Raw genomic sequence first — 19,606 nt, 5'->3', positions numbered from 1 at the left:
GGGTTCCCTCTCAGCGCCGTACGACGGCGACCACGGTGTCACGGCGTGCCGATGCGTGCGAGGACGTCGCCCGGACCCGGAACGACCGGCTGTCACCGACCCGGGCGGCCTTGGTCCTCGAGACCTTGACGGTCACCAGCATCGACGTGCCCGGCGCGAGGCTCCTGGTCCGGTAGGTGCCCGCGGTGACCGCGCGCGTCACGTCGTGGGTGCCGACGAGGTAGGCGACCGTGAACTTCTTGCTCCGTGGTGTCCCGAGCAGCGCCATCGCGTCGGGCGCGTCACCCCGGTTGGTCAGCCGCACCTGGAAGGTGGCTCGACGAGCGTGCTTCGCGAGCTGGTCGACCACCCGCTGGCCGGCGGCGTAGCTGCCGACACCGACGAAGGAGCCGTTGGTCACGCGGATGGCTGCGTCGGGCTGGTAGCGGTAGCCGGGGTCGCTCGGCCCCGGGTTGCCGATGGTGAGCACCTGGGTCGCGGTGCCGGTGTTCTGCGCGGCGTCCGTCACCGAGGCCACGACCCGGTAGCGGCCGTCGCGCAGGGAGGCCGCGCTGACGCCCCAGGTGCCGCCGGCGTGCACCGTGGCGGTGAGGTCCTGGCTGCCCACGCTGACGTTCACGATCGTGCCTGCCTTCTCGGCGGTCGTGCCGTAGGTCCACGGGGACGTGTCCGACGTCGACCTGCTCGCCCCGCCGTCGATGGCCACGACCGGCACCGTGACGTCCACGGTGAGGACCTGGGTCGCCGTGCCGGTGTTGCCGGCGACGTCATCGATGGAGGCGACGACCTGGTGCGAGTTCTCGGTGAGGGCTGTGGCCTGGACGCTCCAGGCTCCGCCCGCCGCCACCGTGGCGGTCCGGGTCTGGTCGCCCACGTCCACGCTCACCGTGGTGCCGGTCGGCGCGTCGCTCGTGCCGGCGACGGCGGGGGTCCGGTCGTTGGTGGACCGGTGGGCGCCCCCGCTGATGATCACCTGCGGCGCCGTCACGTCGATCGTCAGGACCTGCTGGGCGGTGCCCGTGTTGCGGGAGCCGTCCGTGACCGACGCGGTCAGGATGTGGGCGCCGGCGGGGAGAGCAGATGTGCTGACGCTCCAGGCTCCCCCGGCCCCGACCGTGGTGGTCAGCGACTGGCCCGCCACCGTGACCGACACCGCCGTGACCGCCGGCTCGTCGGTCGTGCCCGCGATCGCCGGCGTCGGGTCGTTGGTGGAGCGGGCCGCTCCGCCGTCGATGGTGACCACCGGAGCGGTGAGATCGTCCTTGGCTCTGGCGAACGGGCTGTTGGCCAGCCCCACGGTGGAGGGCGTCAGCGCCCGGCCCTTGATCGAGGCGCCCTCGCCGAACGAGATCGCGCCCGCACCGAGGAAGGTCCCGACGACCTTGGCCCCGGCGCCGAAGGACACCGCCCCGACCACCTGCCAGTAGACGTTGTTGGCGAGCGCGCCGTCGGTGACGACGATCTTGCTCGCGGCAGCCGAGCTGAAGGCCGCGCCGACCTGGAAGACGAAGACGGCACTGGAGTCGCCGTCGGCGTCGAGCGTCATCGTGCCGGTGTTCGTGACGGCCGCGGTGCTCGTGTGGACACCGGGCTTGAAGACCGCCCCGGCCTGGTCGCCCGCGAACGGGGTGCCGCCGGTCTGCCTGGCCGCGGCGTCGTACGCCGCCTGCCGGTCCTCCTGCGCGGTGGCTGCGGCAGCGTCCTTGTCGTGGATCACGCCCTGGGTGGTGCCAGGTGGGAACCCGGCGATCGCGCCCGCGGGACTGAGCCCGAGGTCGCCGGCGAGCACCGTCGCGGTGCCGGTGTTGGTCACGCCGGCACCGGCGAGCACCGAGTACGACGCGGCGCTGCCGAGGTCGACGAACGTGGCCGGTGCTGCCGCAGCGGCGTACGGCGTCGGCGCGAACGGCCCGACCACGAGGAGCGCGCAGGCCCCGACAGCCGCCCGCGCGATCCTGGAGGGAGTGATGATCGGACGTCGACGCAGCATGCGGTGCCTTCGGTTCGAGGCACCTGATGGTTGCTGGTCACCGGTCGAGGACGTCTCGACGGTTGCCTTCTCGAGGAGGGTTCCCCGAGGCGAGGAGAACTACTCCTCGCCGGCCGCCGCTCGGGTCGCGCGCTCGGCGACGGCGTGCTCGTCGACGCGGCTGTCGTAGGTCCAGAAGTCGCGCAGCCAGGCGGCCGTGATGCCCACGCCGGCGACGCAGGCGAGGCCACCGCTGGTCACCGCGCCGCGGACCGACCAGAGGTCGGCGGTGACGCCGCCGCGCACCTGTCCCGCGAGCGGGCCGATCGAGTAGGACAGCATCTCGATGCCGGCCAGGCGCCCGCGCATCGACTCGGGGATGGTCTGGCTCCAGACCGTCGCCCGGAAGATGCCGGAGATCATGTCGGCCGCGCAGGCCAGGGCGAGGAAGAGCGCGACCAGCCAGATGTTCGGCATCAGTCCCGCCAGGGCGACCATCGCCCCGAAGGTCGCCGCCGCCAGCACGATCGCCCGCCCGTGGTGGTGGACCCGCGCGGTCCAGCCGCTCAGCGCGGTCGCGGCCATCGCGCCGACGACCTCGGCGGTGTAGAGCATGCCGAGCAGCTGCGGCTGGCCGAAGACCTGCTCGGCGAGCGCCGGGAAGAGCACCACGGGTGCCGCGAACATCATCGCGACGATGTCCACGAAGTAGGTCCCCAGCAGGTCGCGGCGCCCGAAGGCGTAGACCATGCCCTCCTTGATGCCGGCCAGGCTCGGCGGGGTCGTCTTCTCGCGGTGCGGGTAGGAGCCCATCAGCAGGTAGAGGTACGACGCGACCAGCAGCGCGCCCACGTCGATCACGAAGCACCAGCCGATCCCGACGTACGCCGCGAGCAGGCCGCCGACCGCCGGTCCGACCAAGAGCCCGAGCTGGATGCCGAAGCTCGACAGCGCGTTGGCGGCGGGCAGCTGGTCGTGGGCGACCGTGCGCGGCAACAGCGCCTCGCGGGACGGGCGCTGCAGCGCCGAGCAGGAGGCCAGCGCGACCGCGACCGTGAAGATCACCCAGACGTCCGGGTCGGCCCGGAACGCGTTGTAGGCGAGGACCGCGGTGAAGACGGCCTGCCCGACGCCGGTGGAGATGAGCAGCTTGCGGCGGTCGACGTGGTCGGCCAGCGCACCGCCGTACAGCCCGAAGACGACGATCGGCGCGAGCTCGACCAGGCCGATCGCGCCGACGGCGAAGTTCGAGCCGGTGAGCTTGTAGACCTGGAACGGGATCGCGACGTAGCTGACCATCGCGCCGAAGTAGAAGACCGTGCCCGCCAGGAAGAGCAGGCGGAAGTCGCGGGACGCGCGCAGCGGCGTGGTGTCCATGCGCAGCGCGCGCAGCCGGTCGATCACAAGGTGCGAACCTATCGCGTGACCCGGATCCGAGCTCCGCGCCGCGGGACGCTGGTGATGTTGCGGACCTGGGGCTCGTCGTCGCCGACGGCGGTGACGTCGTACGCCGCGAACACCTCGCGCAGCACGGCGACGCCCTCCATCAGCGCGAAGCCCGCGCCGATGCAGCGGCGCACCCCGCCCCCGAACGGGATCCAGGTGTTGGTGGGCGGGTTGTGGCCGAGGAAGCGCTCGGGTCGGAAGACCTCCGGGTCCTCGTGGTTGTCCTCGCGCTGGTGGGCGATGATGATCGACGGCCCGACGGTGGTGCCCTTCGGCAGGTCCCAGCCGCCGATCGTGGCCGGCTGCATCAACGTGCGGACCACCATCGGGATCACCGGGTGCAGCCGCATGGACTCCTTCATCACGGCGTCGAGCAGGTCGTCGTCGCCGTCCGCCGCCGCGCGGCGGCAGCGTGCGAGCAGCTCGGGGTCGCGGCCCACCTCATAGAGCGACCAGGCGAGCGCGGTCGCCGTGGTCTCGTGGCCGGCGAGCAGCAGGGTGACCAGCTGGTCGCGCAGCTCGGTGTCGGAGAGGGCGTCCCCGTCCTCGCCCTGGACGATCAGGCGGGAGAGCACGTCGGTGCGGTCGGCCAGGTCGGGAGCGGTACGCCGCTCGCGGATCTCGGCGTACATCAGCCGGTCGAGCTCGCGCTGGTTGTCGACGGTGCGCTTCCAGGGCCCGAACTTCTGCAGCCTGGGGTAGCCCCAGCCCAGCAGGATCGCCGGGCTGATGTTGACGGTGGCGTTGACGCACGGGCGCAGCTGGGCGAGCCGGGTCTCGTCGGTGACGCCGAAGACGACGCGCAGGATCACCTCGAGGGTGAGGGCGTTCATCCGGTCCAGCGAGCGGAACTCCTCGCCGTCGTGCCAGCGGCCGACCTCGGCCCGGGCCACCTCGGTGACCAGCGCCTGGTACTCGCGCAGCGCGTGGCCGTTGAACGCCGGCATCAGGAGCTTGCGGGCGCGCTTGTGCTGCGAGCTGTCCTGGAGGAGCAGCGAGTGCTCGCCCATGATCGGGCCGAGGATGCCGTTGGCCTTGCCCGCGTGGAAGACCTCGGGGTCGCCCGCGAAGATCTCCTTCGCGTGCTCGGGCCGGGTGAAGAACACCAGCGGCCGGCCACCCGGGGCGAGCCGCACGGTGAAGACGTCGCCGTACTTCCGGCGCATGTAGGGGTGGAACCGGTGCCGGAACCGCAGCAGCCCGGCCGTCTGGATCAGCACCGGCCAGCGCGGACCCGCCGGCAGCCCGCTGGCGTCGACCGGCGGCAGCTTCGACTGGTTGCCGGGGCTCATCCTCCGGAACCGCTGGGTGGTCAGCTGGTCGACATCGTCCAGGGTCGTCACGCTGCCGACCGTACGCCCGCTATTGAACACTCGTCAATAGACGAGTTTCGCCATTCTGCCCCCGCGCGACGCCTGAGCGTCCTAGCGTGGAGACGGCCTTGTGACACCCGCTTGGGAGGGTGGTCGTGGAGGACTCGGATCTCCAGCTCGTCACCGCACCGACGGATGCCGGCGCGGACACCGCGGCGCCCTCGGCCGTGCCGGACGGCCCCCGCTCGCCGGTCCCCCTCCCCGCCCGGCCGAGCGACCTCGTGGTGGGTCACGCCGAGGACCCGGCCGAGGCCGACGCGGACCGCAGGGCCGACGCGGCGCTGGCCCGGCTGGCGCCGCTCGACCGCCATGTCCACGGACCCGGCTGCGAGCACCTGCGTCGCTCGCCGGCGCCGGGCGACGCACCCGCCGTCGGGTACGACGGCGGCGCGGTGCCCGAGGAGGTGGCCGGCCGGATCGAGCGGCTCCGCGGGTCCGGCGGGTCGCTGCCGGCCGCGACCCGGGCGCGGATGGAGGAGGGGTTCGGGGCCTCGTTCGCCGGCGTGCGGGTGCACGTCGGGGACGAGCCGGCCCGGCTCAACCGCCTGGTCTCCGCGGAGGCGTTCACCGTCGGCCGCGACGTCTTCCTCGGCGCCGGCGTCGACCCCGGCTCGCCGGGCGCCGAGCGGGTGCTCGCGCACGAGCTGGCCCACACCTTGCAGCCGGCGGCAGCGGTCCGCCGCAAGCCCACCGCCCTGGCCGCGGACCCCACCGCGACCAACGCCGACCTCGTCACCGACGACCTGGCGTGGAAGGCGCTTCGCGACGCGACCCTGGTCTACGCCGCCCTCGCGGAGGACCAGTACGACCTCCGAGCCGCCAAGATCGTCGAGATCGAGAAGCTCGCCGCGGACTGGGAGAAGCTCGTCCTCGCTCCCACCGAGGACGAGGTGGTGCTGCAACGGCGGGCCGCCCGCGCCAGCGCGCTCAGCAGCCTGAGGTCCCTGGTCGCGATCGAGCACCGCGAGCTGGCGGCCGCCGGGGTCAAGCCCAACGAGAAGACCCAGAAGGTCCAGGCTCCACGGTTCAAGGGCGACTACCTGCTCGAGCAGGTGATGGCGGGGACCGCGGTCCTCAAGGCCGGAGACACCGGGCTCTACGTCACGAAGATCCAGCAGGCGCTGGAGGACCTGAACTTCCTGATCGGGACCGAGGTCACCGGCACGTTCGGTCCGGAGACGACCGCCGGGCTGAAGGCCTACCAGAACGGGAAGAGGCTGCCGAAGACCGGAGAGCTCGACGCGGCGACCTTCGCGACGCTCGACACCGCCTTCACCACCCACGATGTCGAGGCACGTCACGCGAAGGGATCGAAGGCACCAGTTCGGACGAAGACGGGTGAGTACGCCCTGGGCACGGCCCCCGCGGCCCTGCTCGAGGGGACCCGGACACTGAGCGACGAGGACGCTGCGGCGGCGAGGAATGCGGTGAAGACCACCCAGCAGGCCGGCCCGGGCGGCGTGCTGCCGACCTTCGTCGAGGACCTGCCCTCGAAGGGCACCTACGAGGCGCGCCTCCTCAAGATCATCGAGGACGAGGTGGCCTGGCAGTTCGAAGCCCTCGGGAAGGGCAAGGCGGCCAAGCGCAAGGAGAAGGACCTCGTCGGGTGGCCGCACATCGAGAAGGTCGCGGCCCGGTCCAAGGCCGCGGTGGATGCCGTCTTCGGCAAGTTCACGATCGGCCCGCCGCTCAAGAAGGGGGCCGGCATCCACGACGGCTGGGACACGAAGGTGAGCATGCTGTCCAAAGGGGGCAAACCCGCCCAGGACGAGTCGGCGACGTGGCGGGTGGACAAGCTCCTGACCGGAAGCCCGGACGTGATGAAGCTCGACAAGGAGCACGGGGCCATCCAGAGCCGCGGCCCGGAGAAGGCGATCGTCGACCGGGTCCGGGCCAAGGTCGTCAAGGACCACTACGCCGAGCTGATCGAGACCCACAAGGGCTGGCCCGGGTTCGCGAGCGGTGGGCAGATCAACATCCAGCGCTTCAAGGCCGACGACGACGCGACCAACCGGACCGAGATGTGGGACCTCTTCCAGACCGTCATCCACGAGTACCTCCACACGCTCGAGCACTCCGCGCACAAGGCCTACCAGGGTGGCCTGGGGCAGCAGGAGGGGTCGATGACGCTGCGCGAGGGCGTGGTCGAGTACTTCACCTTCACCGTCCTGGAGACGGTGAAGTACGACGAGGCGCTGCGTCGCGAGGTCGAGGGCGAGTTCCACGAGGAGGGGGTCGAGCACCCCATCCCGAAGTACCGGGGGTACGGCGAGCGGGCCCAGGCCGAGAAGCTCGCCGGCATCGTCGGTGCCCGTAACGTGATGGCAGCCTTCTTCCTGGGCGACGTGGCGAAGATCGGAAAGGCACCATGACGACGGACGACGACCGGGCGACCGAGCTGCTGGACGCCGTCGTGGCCCGCGACCTCGCGACCGTGGCCAGGCTCGGCGGACTCCCACCGGCCCTCCCGGCAGAGTGGGTCGTCACCAGGCTCGGGGGCGACCCGGAGGCCTACGTCCGCTTCTTCCTGGGCGACCCCGTCCAGGAGGCGTTCTGGTCGCCGACCTCCCCGGCGGGCTTCGACCGCCTGAAGGTGTGGTTCCGCGACGACGCGGTGGTCAAGCTGGAGGGCGAGTGGCCGGAGCTCGACCCGGCTGCCGACAGCGTGCTCGGTCCACCGGAGCGCCGGTTCGAGGACCGGCACGAGGACGTCTGGGCGAGCGTCGGCGTCGCCCTCACCCGCCAGGAGCCTGGCGGCCGCTTCACCGCGCTGTCGGTCTTCGCGCCGACCACTCCGGACGAGTACGGACGCGACCTCGCCGCGCACGAGGAGTACCGCGAGTGGGACTGACCCCTCAGGCCTGACCCAGCACCCGGGTCAGGAACGCCACCTGGTGGGCGACGACGGCGTCGTGCCACCGCTTGCCGGCGTACACGTCGAAGTGGTCGCACGGGTAGTGGCGGACCTCGGCGCGGGCCTTGAAGGCAGCCTTCATGGAGGAGTGCGGCGGGGCGCTGCGGTCGAAGTCGGCGACCTGGAAGAGCGCCGGGCAGGTCACGTCGCCGGCCTGCTTGATCGGCCGGTGGCCGCCGAGCTCCATGCCGACGGTCGCGTCGAGCTCGTTGCGCCAGGTCGGCCCCGCGATCGCGAGGTAGTCGTCCATGGAGCCCTCGATGGTCATCGCGCCGAGCTGCCCCGGACGGGCGACGACCGGCATCATCACCGGCTTGCCGAGCTTGCTGCGGAAGCCGGCGACCGTCGAGCGGAGCATCTCGGCCTTGGTGTGGGTCGCCAGCGCGTGCCGACCGGCGGCGAGGCCGTCGACGAGCGGGGTCAGCGCCACCACGGCGGCGACGTCGTCCCGGCCGGCTGCGGCCGAGATGGCGTGGCCGCCGGCGAGCGAGACGCCCCAGACCACCAGGCGCTGCGGGTCGACCCCCGGGAGCCGGGCGGCCGCCGACATCGCGGCGCGGTAGTCCTCGAGCTGGCCGGCCATCGAGACGGTCTGGCGCGGAGTGCCGTCGCTCGCGCCGAAGCCGCGGTAGTCGAAGGCGAGGACGTCGAGGCCGGCGCCGGCCAGCGCCTCCGCGAAGGGCTGCAGGCCGGAGTCCATGGTGCCCGCGAGCCCGTGCGCCATCACGACGACGGGCCGGCCGGCGTCGGTGGCGAGCGCGTCGCCCTCACCGGTGAAGTGCCAGGCGGCGCAGTCCACGCCGCCGGAGACGAACGTCAGCTCAGCGTGCTTCACGCGGTCCTCCCGTAGATGCTGGACAGCCAGATGTGGACGACCGCCTCGACGTGCCGGTCCCAGTCGAAGTCGGCCGGCGCATGGACCAGCCGCTCGAGGGTCCGGTCGTTGAGGTCGAGCAGCGCGGTGGCGATCGCGGTCGGGTCGGCACCCGCGGGCGCGACGCCGGCGGTCCGCTCGCCCTCGATCACGGCCGCGAGCACGACGACGAAGGACTCCTGGAAGGAGTCCCACTGCTCGCGTACGGCGGGGTTGCCGGCGCGGGCCTCGAGCATCGCGCGGTAGATGTGGGTGCGGTGCGACCAGCCCCGGAAGATCGCGCGGATCGCGCTCGTCACCCGGAGCTGCATGCCCTCGTCGTCGTCGCCGTCCAGCTCGGCGGCGTCCCAGGCGTCGTCGTACATCTCCTCCATCAGGGCGGCGACGGCCGCCGCCTTGTTGTCGAAGTAGAAGTAGAAGGCCGAGCGCGTGACGCCCGCGCGGCGCGAGAGGTCGGCGACGTTGATGGCGTCGAGGCTCGCGCCCGGCCCGGCGTCGCGGAGGTGGTGGTCGAGCGCCTCGAGGAGCGCGGCGCGGCGGCCGTCGCCCTTGGTCGCGGCCCGGTTCACGAGGCCCGACCCGCCAGCACCGGCGCGCCCTGTGCCTGCGCGCGGGCGCGGCCGCTCGGGAGCTCCTTGGTGCGCATCTGGTGCTCGTAGACGAAGTAGTCGAGCTGGTGGGTGTGCCGCGGTCGGTCGAGCATGTGGCCCATGTAGAGCTCGTCGTCGGCCTTGATCACCGCCTGCATCTCCTCGACCGACGGGGGCACGTACTCCCCCACGGCGTACGCCGCGATCAGCCGAGCCTGGCTCTCGACGAACGGGAAGAGCGTCGGCGTCGACTGGGCGAACCCGGCGAAGAGCAGGTCGTCGACGCCCGGCTTGATGATCCGCTTGTAGAGGTCGATCCGGTTGTCGGGCGCGTGCAGGAACGCGGGGTCGAAGAAGGGGAAGGTCAGGTTGTAGCCGGTGGCGTAGATGATCACGTCGAAGTCCGCCGACGTGCCGTCCTCGAAGTGCACGGTCTCGCCGTCGAGGCGGGCCACGTTGCCCTTCGGGGTGACGTCACCCGACTTCAGCCGCAGCGGCAGCTCGCCCGACTGGGTCGGGTGCGCCTCGAAGAACTTGTGGTTGGGCGCCGGCAGGCCGTAGAGCGTCGGGTCGGAGTAGGTGAAGCGCTGGCCCCACTGGGCCGCCTTCCGCTGCCAGGACAGCGGGATCTGCGGGATGGTCCGGTAGTTCATGTCGGCGGCCTTGCCGCCGACCAGCTTGGGCACGATCCAGGCGCTGCTGCGGGTCGACAGCGTGACCTCGTTGCGCAGCGACCGCTGGGACAGCTCGACGGTGACGTCGGCGGCGCTGTTGCCCAGGCCGACGACCAGGATCCGCTTGTCCATCAGGTCGAGCGGCGTCCACGGGTCGATGTAGTGGTGGGAGTGGATCGACTGGCCGGTGAACTCGCCGGGGAAGTCGGCCATCCGCGGGTCCCAGTGGTGGCCGTTGCCGACGACGAGCAGGTCGAAGCGCCGGGTCTGCCCCGCCTGGTCGAGGATCTCCCAGCCACCGCCGGGGAGGCGCTCGGCGTGCACCACGCCGTTCTGGAACTCGATGCGCTCGCGCAGGCCGAACGCGTCGGCGTACGAGTCGAGGTACTCCTTGATCAGGGTGTGGTGCGGGAAGTCGGGGTAGTCGTCCGGCATCGGGAAGTCCCGGAAGGACAGCTGGTGCTTCGACGTGTCGATGTGCAGAGAGCGGTAGGCGCTGCTGTGCCCGTTGGGGTTGCCGAACGCCCAGTTGCCGCCGACCCGGTCGGAGGCCTCGAAGGTCGTGTACGGCACCCCGTAGTCCCCGAGCATCTTGCTGGCCGTGAGCCCGCTGATGCCCGCTCCGATGACTGCTGTGGTGGGTAGCACGCTGGGGACGCTAGGCCCTAAGTTGACACGCGTCAACTAACGCGTCACCTGGGAGAGGGTCCACATGAGCGAGGAGTCCAGCCGCATCGCGGTGGTGTTCGGAGGAGCGTCGGGGATCGGTGCGGCGATCGCCACCCGGTACGCCGCGGAGGGGTGGCGGGTCGAGGTCGCCGACCTGCCCGCCGTCGACGTGACCGACGAGGCCACGGTCGCGGCGTTCCTGGACGGGGTGCTCGCCTCGCACGGCCGACTCGACGTCGTGGTGAACAGCGCGGGGGTCTCGACCCTGGGCCTGGTCACCGACCTCGACGTCGCCGAGTGGCGCCGGGTGGTGGACGTCTGCCTGACGGGCGCCTTCATCGTGATGAAGCACGCCGGTCAGCGGCTCGGCGCCGGCGGCACGATCATCTCGCTCTCCTCGCTGAACGCCCGCCAGCCGGGGGCCGGGCTCGCGCCGTACTGCGCCGCGAAGGCCGGCCTCTCCATGCTGACCGAGGTCACCGCGCTCGAGCTCGGGTCGCGCGGGATCCGGGTCAACGCGATCGCGCCCGGCCTGGTCGTCACGCCGCTGACCCAGCCGGCGATGGACATCCCGGGGATCGAGGACGACTACGTCGCCAACACCCCGCTCGGACGCCCCGGCACGCCCGAGGAGATCGCCGACGCCGCCGTCTACCTGGCCACGGCGGCGTGGATCACCGGCGAGGTCCTGGACATCAACGGCGGCGCGCACCTGCTGCGCTACCCGGACCTCAACAAGCACGTCATGGCGCTGTTCGGCTGAGCTCCGAGTCGGGGTCCGGGCCTGGGTCGACGAGCCGCATCAGCGGCGAGGCGAGGGCGCCGTGCACGAGCACAGAGGCGACGATCGTGAAGGCGACCGTCGACCACAGCCAGTCGGTGCCCAGCTCGGCCGACTCTCCGGAGGCGTACGCGAGGTAGTAGATCGAGCCGACCCCGCGGACGCCGAAGAACGCGGCCGCCCAGCGCTGCCGGCCGGTCAGCTGCGACTCCCAGGGACCCATCGGCGACAGGGCGACCAGCCCGGCGACAGGTCGGACGACGAGGATCAGCCCGAGCCCGATCGCGACGCCGCGCCAGTCGAGGCTGGCGAGCAGGCCGCGGGACAGCGCGATGCCGAGCACGAGCAGCACGAAGAGCGTGAGGAGCCGCTCGAGCCGCTCGGCGACCTGGTGCATCGCCGCGTGGTAGTCGTGGGCGCGCTCGGCGGAGCGGAAGGTCATCGCGCAGACGAAGACCGCGAGGAAGCCGTAGCCGCCGATCACCTCCGCGACGCCGTACGCCGAGATCAGGGCGGCGAGCGCCAGGAGTGACTCGCCGCGCTCGGCCACGCGGAGCGACGGGCTGGCGGACCGGAAGGCGACGTACGCGAGCACGCGACCGACGACGATGCCGGCGAGCACGCCGAGGACGATCTTGCCGACGAGGTAGAAGCCCACCCACTCCAGCGCCCAGTGGTGCACGGCACCCTCGGTCGCGAGCAGGATCGCGGCGTACACGAACGGGAAGGCCAGCCCGTCGTTGAGGCCGGCCTCTGAGGTCAGGGCGAAGCGGAGCTCGTCGGACTCGTCGACCTCCTCGTCCTCGCCGGTCTGCGGTCCGGCCACCTGGACGTCGGAGGCGAGCACCGGGTCGGTGGGCGCGAGGACCGCGCCGAGCAGGAGGGCGGCGGCCGGGGCCACGCCGGCGCCCCACGCCAGCAGGGCGATCGCGCCGATGCACAGCGGCATGGTGATGCCGAGGAGCCGCCAGGTGGAGCTCCACTTGCGCCAGGACCCGCGGTCGCGGAACGACAGCGGACGGTCGAGCGCCAGCCCGACCCCCATCAGGGCGACCAGCACGGCCAGCTCGGTGACGTGCTCGATGGCGGCCCGGTTGGCCTGCGGGTCCAGGGGCATGCCGTCGGGCAGCGAGGTGAACCCCAGGCCGATGCCGACCGCGACCAGCACCATCGGCGCAGAGATCGCCCACCGGTCGAGCAGCGCAGGCAGCACGATCGCCAGCAGGAGGCTGCCGCCGGCCACGAGGTAGACGAGGTCCGCGGTCACACCTCTGGGTACCCGTCACCGACGGACGGAAACGGTCAGTGGTGCTCGAAGACCGCGCCCGGGTTGAGGATCCCCTGCGGGTCGAGCGCGTTCTTGACCCGCTGGTTGAGGGCGAGGACGTCGGGCCCGAGGTAGTCGCCGAGCCAGGGTCGCTTGAGCCGGCCCACCCCGTGCTCGCCGGTGATGGTGCCGCCGAGCGCGATGCCCAGGTCCATCACGGCGCCGTACGCCGCGGACGCCCGGGCGGCCTGGTCGGCGTCGGCGGGGTCGAAGACCACCAGCGGGTGGGTGTTGCCGTCGCCGGCGTGCGCCACGACGGCGATGAGGACGTCGTGCTCGGCCGCGATCCGCTCGATGCCGCGGACCAGCGCGCCCAGCTGCGGCAGGGGGACGCCGACGTCCTCGAGCAGCAGCGACCCGCGCGGCTCCATCGCCGGGATCACCATCCGCCGGGCGGCGACGAAGGCCGCGCCCTCCTCGGGGTCGTCGGTGTGGAACACCTCGGCCGCGCCGTGACCGTCGCAGATCTTCGCCATCTCGGCGATCTCCTCGGCGGCCCGCGCGCCGGGCTCGTCGGACTGCATCACCAGCATCGCCTCGGCCGAGCGGTCGAGGCCCATCCGGGTGAGGTCCTCGACGGCGTTGATCGAGGTCCGGTCCATGAACTCGAGCATCGACGGCCGCAGCCGCCGGGTCAGGTCGAGCACCGCTGCGGTCGCGGCGTCGAGCGACCCGAACGTCGCCACCAGCGTCGACGGCGCCTGCAGCGCGGGCACCAGCCGCAGCACGACCCGGGTGACGATCCCGAGCGTGCCCTCGCTGCCGACGAAGAGCTTGGTCAGCGACAGGCCGGCGACGTCCTTGAGCCGCGGCCCGCCGAGGTCGACCGCGGTCCCGTCGGCGAGCACCACGGTCAGCCCGAGCACGTAGTCGCTCGTGACGCCGTACTTCACGCAGCACAGGCCACCCGCGTTGGTCGCCACGTTGCCCCCGATGGAGCAGATCTCGTACGACGAGGGGTCGGGCGGGTACCAGAGCTCGTGCTGCGCGGCCGCCTGCTTCACCGCGACGTTGAGGGCACCCGGCTCGACGACCGCGATCCGGGTCGTCGGGTCGATCTCGATCGCGGTCATCCGCTCGGTCGAGACGACCAGGCAGCCGTCCTGCGCGGTCGCGCCGCCGGAGAGCCCCGTGCCGGCACCGCGCGGGACGACCCCGATCCCGTGCTCGGCCGCGAACCGGACCGCCGCCTGCACGTCGGCGGTGCAGGTCGCGCGCACGACGGCGAGCGGCGTACCCGCGGCCGGGTCGAGGGCCCGGTCGCGGCGGTACTTGTCCATCCGCTCGGCGTCGAGGACGAGCGCGCCCTCGGACAGCGCGGCGGCGAGCGGTGCGAGGTCGACGTGGTCGGGAGTGACGGCCATCACCCCAGTGTGCCCGTCGGGCCCGGCCGGGGTCAGGACCGGCGGCTGAGCGACACCAGCTCGTGGGCCGGCACCGGGTTGTCCCGGCCGGCCTTGCAGGTCAGCCGCGCCGTCGTGGCCCGGACGGTGCGGACCCGCACGTCGTACGTCGCGCCCGCGACCGCGAACGTCGCGGTCGTGAGGTCACCGTCCGTCACCCGACCGGTGAACACGACGTCGTCGCGGCGCGTGACGCCGAGGTCGCGACGCAGGTGGACCTCGGCCGCCTGGACGGGCATCGGGTAGGACGACCGGCCGCGGAGGTGGTCGAGGTCGAGCTCGCCCGCGAGGTGGGAGCCGGCGACGGTGATCGCCGACACCGGGTCGAGTCGCCCGTAGTAGAGGCCGTGCGGCAGCACGACCATGTTGGCCGCGAACCGGTCGCCGCCGATGTGGGAGACCTCCCAGGTCTCCTCGGGGTGGGCGGCGTCGAGCGCCTTGGCGACCGGCCGGCCGCGCTCGGCGCAGCAGGCGTCGTGGCGGCCGTTGGTGCAGACGCAGAAGACCGATCCGTCGTACGCCGCCAGGCCGCTCGTGCCGCCCCGGCGGAGCGACCCGAGGTCGACGTCGAGCACCTCGCGCGGGTCGGCGAGACGGCCGGCCTCGAGGCGCGGATGCTCCGGGTCGGCGTACGCCGCGAAGACGCGCAGCCCGTCGCCGTCGGGCGTCGAGCTGAAGCGCCGGATCAGCAGGATCTTGGCGCGGTGCTCGGCCGCGCGTCGCTGGAGCTCCGCGCCCAGCCCGTCGGGCAGGCGGGCGTCGCGCAGGGCCTTGTCACCCCACGGTCCGACGTGCTCGAGGAGCAGCCAGGTGCGGACGTGGGTGGCGGTGCCGGCGGGGGGTTCGTCGCGCAGCAGGCTCTCGGCCGCGCATCGGAACCCAGCTGTCGGCTGGCTCACCCGGGGTCCCTGCGGAGCCGCGAGCGAAGCGAGCGGCTTCGTGGGGTGTTCATGCGATCTCCAAGAGACCCTCGCGGACGAGACGGCGGCAGAGGACCAGCGCGCTCTGCGGGTCCAGCGGCAGGTCGGCGGGGGTGAGCTCGCCGCGCGCCCGGATCTCGTCGACGGCCGGGCGGACGCGGGCGGGCATGGTCAGGCTGCGGTCGCCGAGCAGCACCTCGACCTGGTCGCCGCGGTCGAGCAGGACGCAGGGGTGGCCGATCCGGCGGCGCAGCCGGGTCGTGGCGTCGATCGACTCGCGACCGAGCACGTCGTGCAGCCCGCCGGCCAGCCGCGGCGGCCGGGTGGTCAGGAACCGCCGGATCTCGGCCTCGACGGCGGCAGGTGCGTCGACCCGGCGTACGGCGTCGGCGAGCTCCTCGAGCCGGTCGGCGAGCGCGTCGGCGAGCAGCGATGGGTCGTCGAGGTAGCCGGCCGGCAGGTGCTCGTCGGCGACCTCCGCGAGCACCGGCTGGACCGACCGCTCGACCAGGCCGCGCCAGGTGAGCTGGTTGATGCCGAGGGTGACGTGAAGGGAGACGGTGTCCTGGGCGCGGGCGGCGTGCGGGGTGCCGGTGGGCAGGTACATCGAGAGGCCCGGCTCCAGCAGCACCTCGTCGGGGCCGTCGGGGCCGTGGACCTCCCACAGCTTGGAGCCGGCGGTCTGGAAGACGAAGACGTCGTGCGAGTCGGAGTGCACGGCGAAGCCCTGCGACCCGGGCGGGGTCAGGTAGGCGTTGGCCTGGCAGGGGTGGCCGAGCTCGAGCTCGAGCTCGGCGATCAGCCGGGTCAGCGGCGGCCAGTAGCGCTGCAGCCCCTGGAAGACGACCGTCGCGCCGCCGTCGAAGAGGGCGAGCACCTTGCGGGCGTCGACCAGGCCCGTGACGGGCTTGCCGGCGAGCGTCGCGTTGCGGGTGTACGACGACTCCGGGAGCACCGAGCCGTCCTGGGCGACCCGGACGGCCGGCGTACGGATGGCCGTCGAGGTCAGCAGGTGGTCGGCGTCGTCGAGCGAGAGCAGCCCGACGAGGTCGGCCGGGTCGGTCCGGTGCAGGTGCACGCGGGACGCCCAGACCTTCGCGAGGAAGGTCTGGGCGTCACCGCTGAGCAGGTCGAGAGCAGTCACTCAGGAGTCGGTGCCGTCGCTGTCGCCACCGTCGGTGCCGTCACCGTCGCTGCCGTCACCGTCGGTGCCGTCGCTGTCGCCGCCGTCGCTGCCGTCACCGTCCGTGGTGTCGGTCGCGTCGCCGTCCGTGCCGTCGCTGTCGCCACCGTCGGTGCCGTCGGCGTCGCCGCCGGGGACGGCGCCCGTGCCGGTGCCCGAGGTCGTGATGTCGTCGTCGCTGAGCGGCTCTTCGGGAGTGTTCGTCATGCGTCCTCCTGGGTGTCGATGTGTTCGCCAGTCTGCTGCGGTGCCGACTCCGCCACAAGGCGGGGCGGCACCAGCCGTGCGGTACCCACCCCGTCCGGGGCTCACGCCCGTCCGGGGAGCGGCTAGATCAGCCCGCGACGACGCGCGATGGCGGCGGCCTCGGTCCGGCCGGACGCCTCGAGCTTGGCGAGCACGTTGGAGACGTGGACGGAGACCGTCTTGGCGCTGATGAAGAGCTGCTTGGCGATCTCGCCGTTGGACCGGCCCTCCGCCACCAGCGTCAGGATCTCGGTCTCGCGCGGGGTGAGCGTGTCGGTCGCCGTCTCCGCGCGGACCGGCGCCGAGCCCAGTGCCCGGAGCTCGTCGAGCAGCGGCGTCGCGCCCAGGGCGTGCGCCGCCTCGCGGGCGAGGTCGCCCTGCTCGCGGGCACCGGCGGTGTCGCCCGTCGCACGGAGGATGCCGGCCAGGATCGTGCGGACCCGGGCCAGCTCGTGCACGTTGTCGAAGTCCTCGAACGCGATGACGGTCTCCCGCCAGGTCTCGACGAGGACGTCCTGCGGCGGCGCGTCGATGCCGGCCAGCCAGCGCACGCGCAGCGTCTCGGCGTCGAGCCGCTTCTTCCAGGCCCGACCCTCCGGGCCCCAGTGGCCGGAGGGGTCGGAGTAGCGCTGCACGACGGTGTGCCCGTCGTCGCTGATCTGCTCGACGCGGTGGAGGTACGCCGCCCGCTCGGCCCCGGACAGCGCCGGCATCGTCTGGGCGACCGCCCCGATCGCGATCGCGCCGAAGCGGATCCGGGCGCTGAACCACTCGTGCCACATCCGACCGAGCACGGCCACCACGTCGTCGTACACCTGGATCGCGGCGCCGGGGTCGCCGGCCCGGCCGGCCTGGACCATCTCGAGCGCGGCCGAGTGGACGGCCACCGCACCCTCGCGCGACCAGAAGCGGCGCAGCTTGCGGGCAGCGGCCGCGACGTCGGCGCCCCGACCCTGCTCGACGGTCATCCGCAGCGCGTCGAGGATCGCCCGCGGGATCGGGGGCGGCGACTCCTGGCGCAGGTCGGTGAGCTCGAGCACGTCGTCCCAGCCGCCGCGCACCATCCGGATCCAGGTCAGCTGCACCCGGCACTCGAAGGCGTACGGCGCAAACGGCACCCCGGCCGCGACGGCCCGGTCGATCCCGCTGCGGAACCACGCCTCCGCCTGGTCGAACTCCGCCCAGTCCTCGAACGACCGACCGAGCAGGAACCGGCCGCGCAGCTCCGCCTGGACGGCGTCGGCCTCCTCGGCTCGGGCCACCGCCTCGACCAGGGCCGAGCGGAGGCCCTCCTTCGGCCCGGTCTTCTTGAGGCCGCTCAGGGTGGTGATCACCTCGGAGGCGAGCTGGTTGAGGTCGAGCCGCTCGTTGAGCGCCAGCGCCTCCATGCCCACGGCCTGCGCCTCCTCGTAGCGGCCCATCCCGGCGAGCACCCGGGCGTGGGTCGTGAGGGCGCGGGCACGCCAGTGGTTCTCGCCCTCCGGGGCCAGGGCCAGCGCCTCGGCCGAGATCTCGACCGGGTCCTCGTCGGTGTCGACGACGATCATGATCCCGGCGCGCATGGTCAGCATCCGCGAGCGCCACTCGGGCGGCGCCTCGGCGGGCAGGCGGTCGAGCTGCTCCTGGATCAGTGCCACGGCCCGCTGCGGGTCCCCGCTCTCGCTCAGCGCGTCGGCGGCGTTCGTGACGAGCTTGGAGATGTCGACGTCGGCCCGCTCGCAGCGGCGCGGGTCGGCGAGCAGCTCCAGCGCCTGCTGGTAGTGGTACGCCGCCTCGTCGGGCCCGCCGACGTCCCAGGCCTCGTGCCCGGCCCGGATGCTGGCCGAGAGCGCCGCGTCGAGGTCCATGGCGAGGCGGGCGTGCCGGGCCAGCTCCGCGGCCGTGCCGCGGGCGGCTCCCGACTGCAGCGCCGCGACGTACTGCGCGTGCAGCCGGACCCGCTCGCCGGGGAGCAGGTCGTCGTACACCGCCTCGCCGAGGAGCGCGTGCCGGAAGCTGTAGCGGCCCTCGCTGGCGACCAGGACGTTCATCTCGACGGCCTTGCGCAGGCCCTCGTCGAGCTCCGCGTCGCCGAGGCCGGAGGAGGCGGCGAGCATCTCGTGCGAGACCTTGCGGCCGGACGCGCTGGCCGCCCGGACCACCTGGCGGGCGTTGTCGTCGAGGCGGTCGAGGCGGACGAGCAGCACGTCGGCGAGGTCGGCCGGCACCCAGCGGCCGGGTCCGGCGGCGGCGCTGCTGAGCTCCTCGACGAAGAACGCGTTGCCCTCGGCGCGGTCGACGATGTCGGCGAGCTCCTTCTCGGCCAGCCCCTCCGGGACCAGCTCGGCGATCAGCGCACGGACGGCGTCGTCCGGCAACGGGGACAGCGCGACCCGGTGGACGCCGCGGAACCGCGACCACTCGGCTACCTGACGGCGGAGCGGGTGGCGGCGGTGCAGGTCGTCGGAGCGGTACGACGCGACCACGGCCACCGGGCCGGTGAAGGGGCGGGAGAAGAGGAAGCTGAGGAGGTCGCGGGTCGACTGGTCCGCCCAGTGGGTGTCCTCGATGACCAGCAGCACCGGCGCCTTCTCGGCGGCGGTCTCGAGGAGCACGTGCACCGCCTCGAAGAGGTCGGAGCGGTCGAGCGCGGAGCCCTGCTCGGTGTTGCGGTCCTCGCCGCCCATGACCCGACGGCCGGGCTGGAGGCGGGCGAGGGCGGGGTACTGGCCGGCGACGCGCTCGACGACCTCGGGCAGGTCCACGGCGAGGCGGCCGAGCACCTCGGAGAACGGGAGGTACGGCAGCGCGCTGTCGCCGAAGTCGAGGCAGTGGCCCGCGAAGACCTGCCAGCCCTCGGTGAAGGCGAGGTCGCGCAGCTCCACGAGCAGCCGGGTCTTGCCGACGCCGGCGTCGCCCGAGAGGAGCACCACGCCCGTCGTACCGTCGTCGGACGCGGAGACGCCGAGCGACGATGCCACTTCCGTCAGCTCGGCGTCTCGCCCGACCAGGGTGCGACTGGTGTGTGCCACGTCGCCCATGATCCCGTTTTCTGTTGTCGTCTGCTGGGCCATTTCCGCGCGCCTCTCAGCGCACCTTGGTCCAGCTCAGTCCGTCGGCGTCGTCGACCCGGCTCATCCGGCGCCTCTTGCGGCGCCCGGCGATGTCGGACTGGATGCGGTTGAGCCGGTACTCCAGCTCGGACTTCACGTACTCGCGGTGGATGGTGTTGTCGTACATGGTGGGCTCCTCAGCTCC

16 protein-coding genes are annotated in these 19,606 nt (G+C 72.8%); 3 read left to right on the top strand and 13 right to left on the bottom strand.

The genetic code is table 11. The features are described 5' to 3' along the window. Positions 1-10: 10 nt before the first annotated feature. The 3 genes from ABEA34_RS13740 to ABEA34_RS13730 all read right to left on the bottom strand — a co-directional run bounded on the left by ABEA34_RS13740 (position 11) and on the right by ABEA34_RS13730 (position 4,758). Positions 11-1,990, bottom strand: coding sequence for an ice-binding family protein (locus ABEA34_RS13740; RefSeq protein ID WP_345521881.1), 1,980 nt, complete (start codon positions 1,988-1,990; stop codon positions 11-13). A 99-nt stretch (positions 1,991-2,089) separates the two neighbouring features. Beyond that, complete coding sequence (locus ABEA34_RS13735) at positions 2,090-3,373, bottom strand: MFS transporter (protein WP_345521880.1); 1,284 nt, start codon at positions 3,371-3,373, stop codon at positions 2,090-2,092. Between the two features lie 11 nt (positions 3,374-3,384). After that, on the bottom strand, positions 3,385-4,758 hold the full coding sequence (locus ABEA34_RS13730) for a cytochrome P450 (protein WP_345521878.1): 1,374 nt from the start codon (positions 4,756-4,758) through the stop codon (positions 3,385-3,387). A gap of 125 nt (positions 4,759-4,883) precedes the next feature. Here ABEA34_RS13730 and ABEA34_RS13725 point away from each other — a divergent pair, with 125 nt between their 5' ends. Together ABEA34_RS13725 and ABEA34_RS13720 are read left to right on the top strand one after the other, a co-directional pair. Then, the gene (locus ABEA34_RS13725; protein WP_345521876.1) at positions 4,884-7,160 is read left to right on the top strand and encodes an eCIS core domain-containing protein; all 2,277 of its coding nucleotides are present in this window, start codon (positions 4,884-4,886) and stop codon (positions 7,158-7,160) included. Beyond that, positions 7,157-7,639 carry a hypothetical protein gene (locus tag ABEA34_RS13720; protein ID WP_345521874.1) on the top strand — a complete coding sequence of 161 codons (483 nt, stop codon included), beginning with the start codon at positions 7,157-7,159 and terminating at the stop codon, positions 7,637-7,639. The genes ABEA34_RS13725 and ABEA34_RS13720 overlap by 4 nt, the downstream gene beginning before the upstream one ends. A 4-nt stretch (positions 7,640-7,643) precedes the next feature. Here ABEA34_RS13720 and ABEA34_RS13715 read toward each other — a convergent pair whose 3' ends face one another. Genes ABEA34_RS13715 through ABEA34_RS13705 form a run of 3 tightly spaced genes read right to left on the bottom strand, consistent with a single transcriptional unit; the run spans position 7,644 to position 10,488 of the window. Continuing rightward, entirely contained in the window at positions 7,644-8,537 is an 894-nt protein-coding gene (locus ABEA34_RS13715; protein ID WP_345521873.1) for an alpha/beta hydrolase, read from the bottom strand. Continuing rightward, positions 8,534-9,145: a TetR/AcrR family transcriptional regulator gene (locus tag ABEA34_RS13710; protein ID WP_345521871.1), complete on the bottom strand. Its 612-nt coding sequence runs from the start codon at positions 9,143-9,145 to the stop codon at positions 8,534-8,536. The genes ABEA34_RS13715 and ABEA34_RS13710 overlap by 4 nt, the downstream gene beginning before the upstream one ends. Continuing rightward, entirely contained in the window at positions 9,142-10,488 is a 1,347-nt protein-coding gene (locus ABEA34_RS13705; RefSeq protein ID WP_345521869.1) for a flavin-containing monooxygenase, read from the bottom strand. The genes ABEA34_RS13710 and ABEA34_RS13705 overlap by 4 nt, the downstream gene beginning before the upstream one ends. 64 nt (positions 10,489-10,552) lie before the next feature. Here ABEA34_RS13705 and ABEA34_RS13700 point away from each other — a divergent pair, with 64 nt between their 5' ends. Continuing rightward, positions 10,553-11,272, top strand: coding sequence for an SDR family NAD(P)-dependent oxidoreductase (locus tag ABEA34_RS13700; protein WP_345521867.1), 720 nt, complete (start codon positions 10,553-10,555; stop codon positions 11,270-11,272). On the opposite strand, the gene ABEA34_RS13695 is transcribed toward ABEA34_RS13700, so the two are convergent. The 7 genes from ABEA34_RS13695 to ABEA34_RS13665 all read right to left on the bottom strand — a co-directional run bounded on the left by ABEA34_RS13695 (position 11,253) and on the right by ABEA34_RS13665 (position 19,588). Continuing rightward, entirely contained in the window at positions 11,253-12,557 is a 1,305-nt protein-coding gene (locus ABEA34_RS13695; RefSeq protein WP_345521865.1) for a cation:proton antiporter, read from the bottom strand. The genes ABEA34_RS13700 and ABEA34_RS13695 overlap by 20 nt on opposite strands. A gap of 35 nt (positions 12,558-12,592) precedes the next feature. Next, the gene (locus ABEA34_RS13690) at positions 12,593-13,981 is read right to left on the bottom strand and encodes an FAD-binding oxidoreductase (RefSeq protein WP_345521863.1); all 1,389 of its coding nucleotides are present in this window, start codon (positions 13,979-13,981) and stop codon (positions 12,593-12,595) included. A 32-nt stretch (positions 13,982-14,013) separates the two neighbouring features. Beyond that, complete coding sequence (locus ABEA34_RS13685) at positions 14,014-14,919, bottom strand: ferredoxin family protein (RefSeq protein WP_345521861.1); 906 nt, start codon at positions 14,917-14,919, stop codon at positions 14,014-14,016. A 49-nt stretch (positions 14,920-14,968) separates the two neighbouring features. Further along, positions 14,969-16,084 carry a cupin domain-containing protein gene (locus ABEA34_RS13680; RefSeq protein ID WP_345521859.1) on the bottom strand — a complete coding sequence of 372 codons (1,116 nt, stop codon included), beginning with the start codon at positions 16,082-16,084 and terminating at the stop codon, positions 14,969-14,971. Next, positions 16,085-16,330, bottom strand: coding sequence for a hypothetical protein (locus tag ABEA34_RS13675; protein WP_345521857.1), 246 nt, complete (start codon positions 16,328-16,330; stop codon positions 16,085-16,087). Between the two features lie 122 nt (positions 16,331-16,452). After that, positions 16,453-19,380: a helix-turn-helix transcriptional regulator gene (locus ABEA34_RS13670; RefSeq protein ID WP_345521855.1), complete on the bottom strand. Its 2,928-nt coding sequence runs from the start codon at positions 19,378-19,380 to the stop codon at positions 16,453-16,455. A gap of 55 nt (positions 19,381-19,435) precedes the next feature. Beyond that, entirely contained in the window at positions 19,436-19,588 is a 153-nt protein-coding gene (locus ABEA34_RS13665; RefSeq protein ID WP_345521854.1) for a hypothetical protein, read from the bottom strand. Positions 19,589-19,606: the final 18 nt, after the last annotated feature.

Origin of the sequence: Nocardioides conyzicola (genome assembly GCF_039543825.1) — a bacterium.
GTDB classification, from domain to species: Bacteria; Actinomycetota; Actinomycetes; order Propionibacteriales; family Nocardioidaceae; genus Nocardioides; species Nocardioides conyzicola.
The sequence above is the reverse complement of the archived record's forward strand: the minus strand, read 5'-3'. Positions and strand labels throughout refer to the sequence as shown.

Coding starts and splice junctions, on each gene's coding strand:
- ABEA34_RS13720 (WP_345521874.1), top strand. CDS start 7,157: ATGACGACGGACGACGACCGGGCGACCGAGCTGCTGGACGCCGTCGTG.
- ABEA34_RS13675 (WP_345521857.1), bottom strand. CDS start 16,330: ATGACGAACACTCCCGAAGAGCCGCTCAGCGACGACGACATCACGACC.
- ABEA34_RS13690 (WP_345521863.1), bottom strand. CDS start 13,981: ATGGCCGTCACTCCCGACCACGTCGACCTCGCACCGCTCGCCGCCGCG.
- ABEA34_RS13740 (WP_345521881.1), bottom strand. CDS start 1,990: ATGCTGCGTCGACGTCCGATCATCACTCCCTCCAGGATCGCGCGGGCG.
- ABEA34_RS13665 (WP_345521854.1), bottom strand. CDS start 19,588: ATGTACGACAACACCATCCACCGCGAGTACGTGAAGTCCGAGCTGGAG.
- ABEA34_RS13700 (WP_345521867.1), top strand. CDS start 10,553: ATGAGCGAGGAGTCCAGCCGCATCGCGGTGGTGTTCGGAGGAGCGTCG.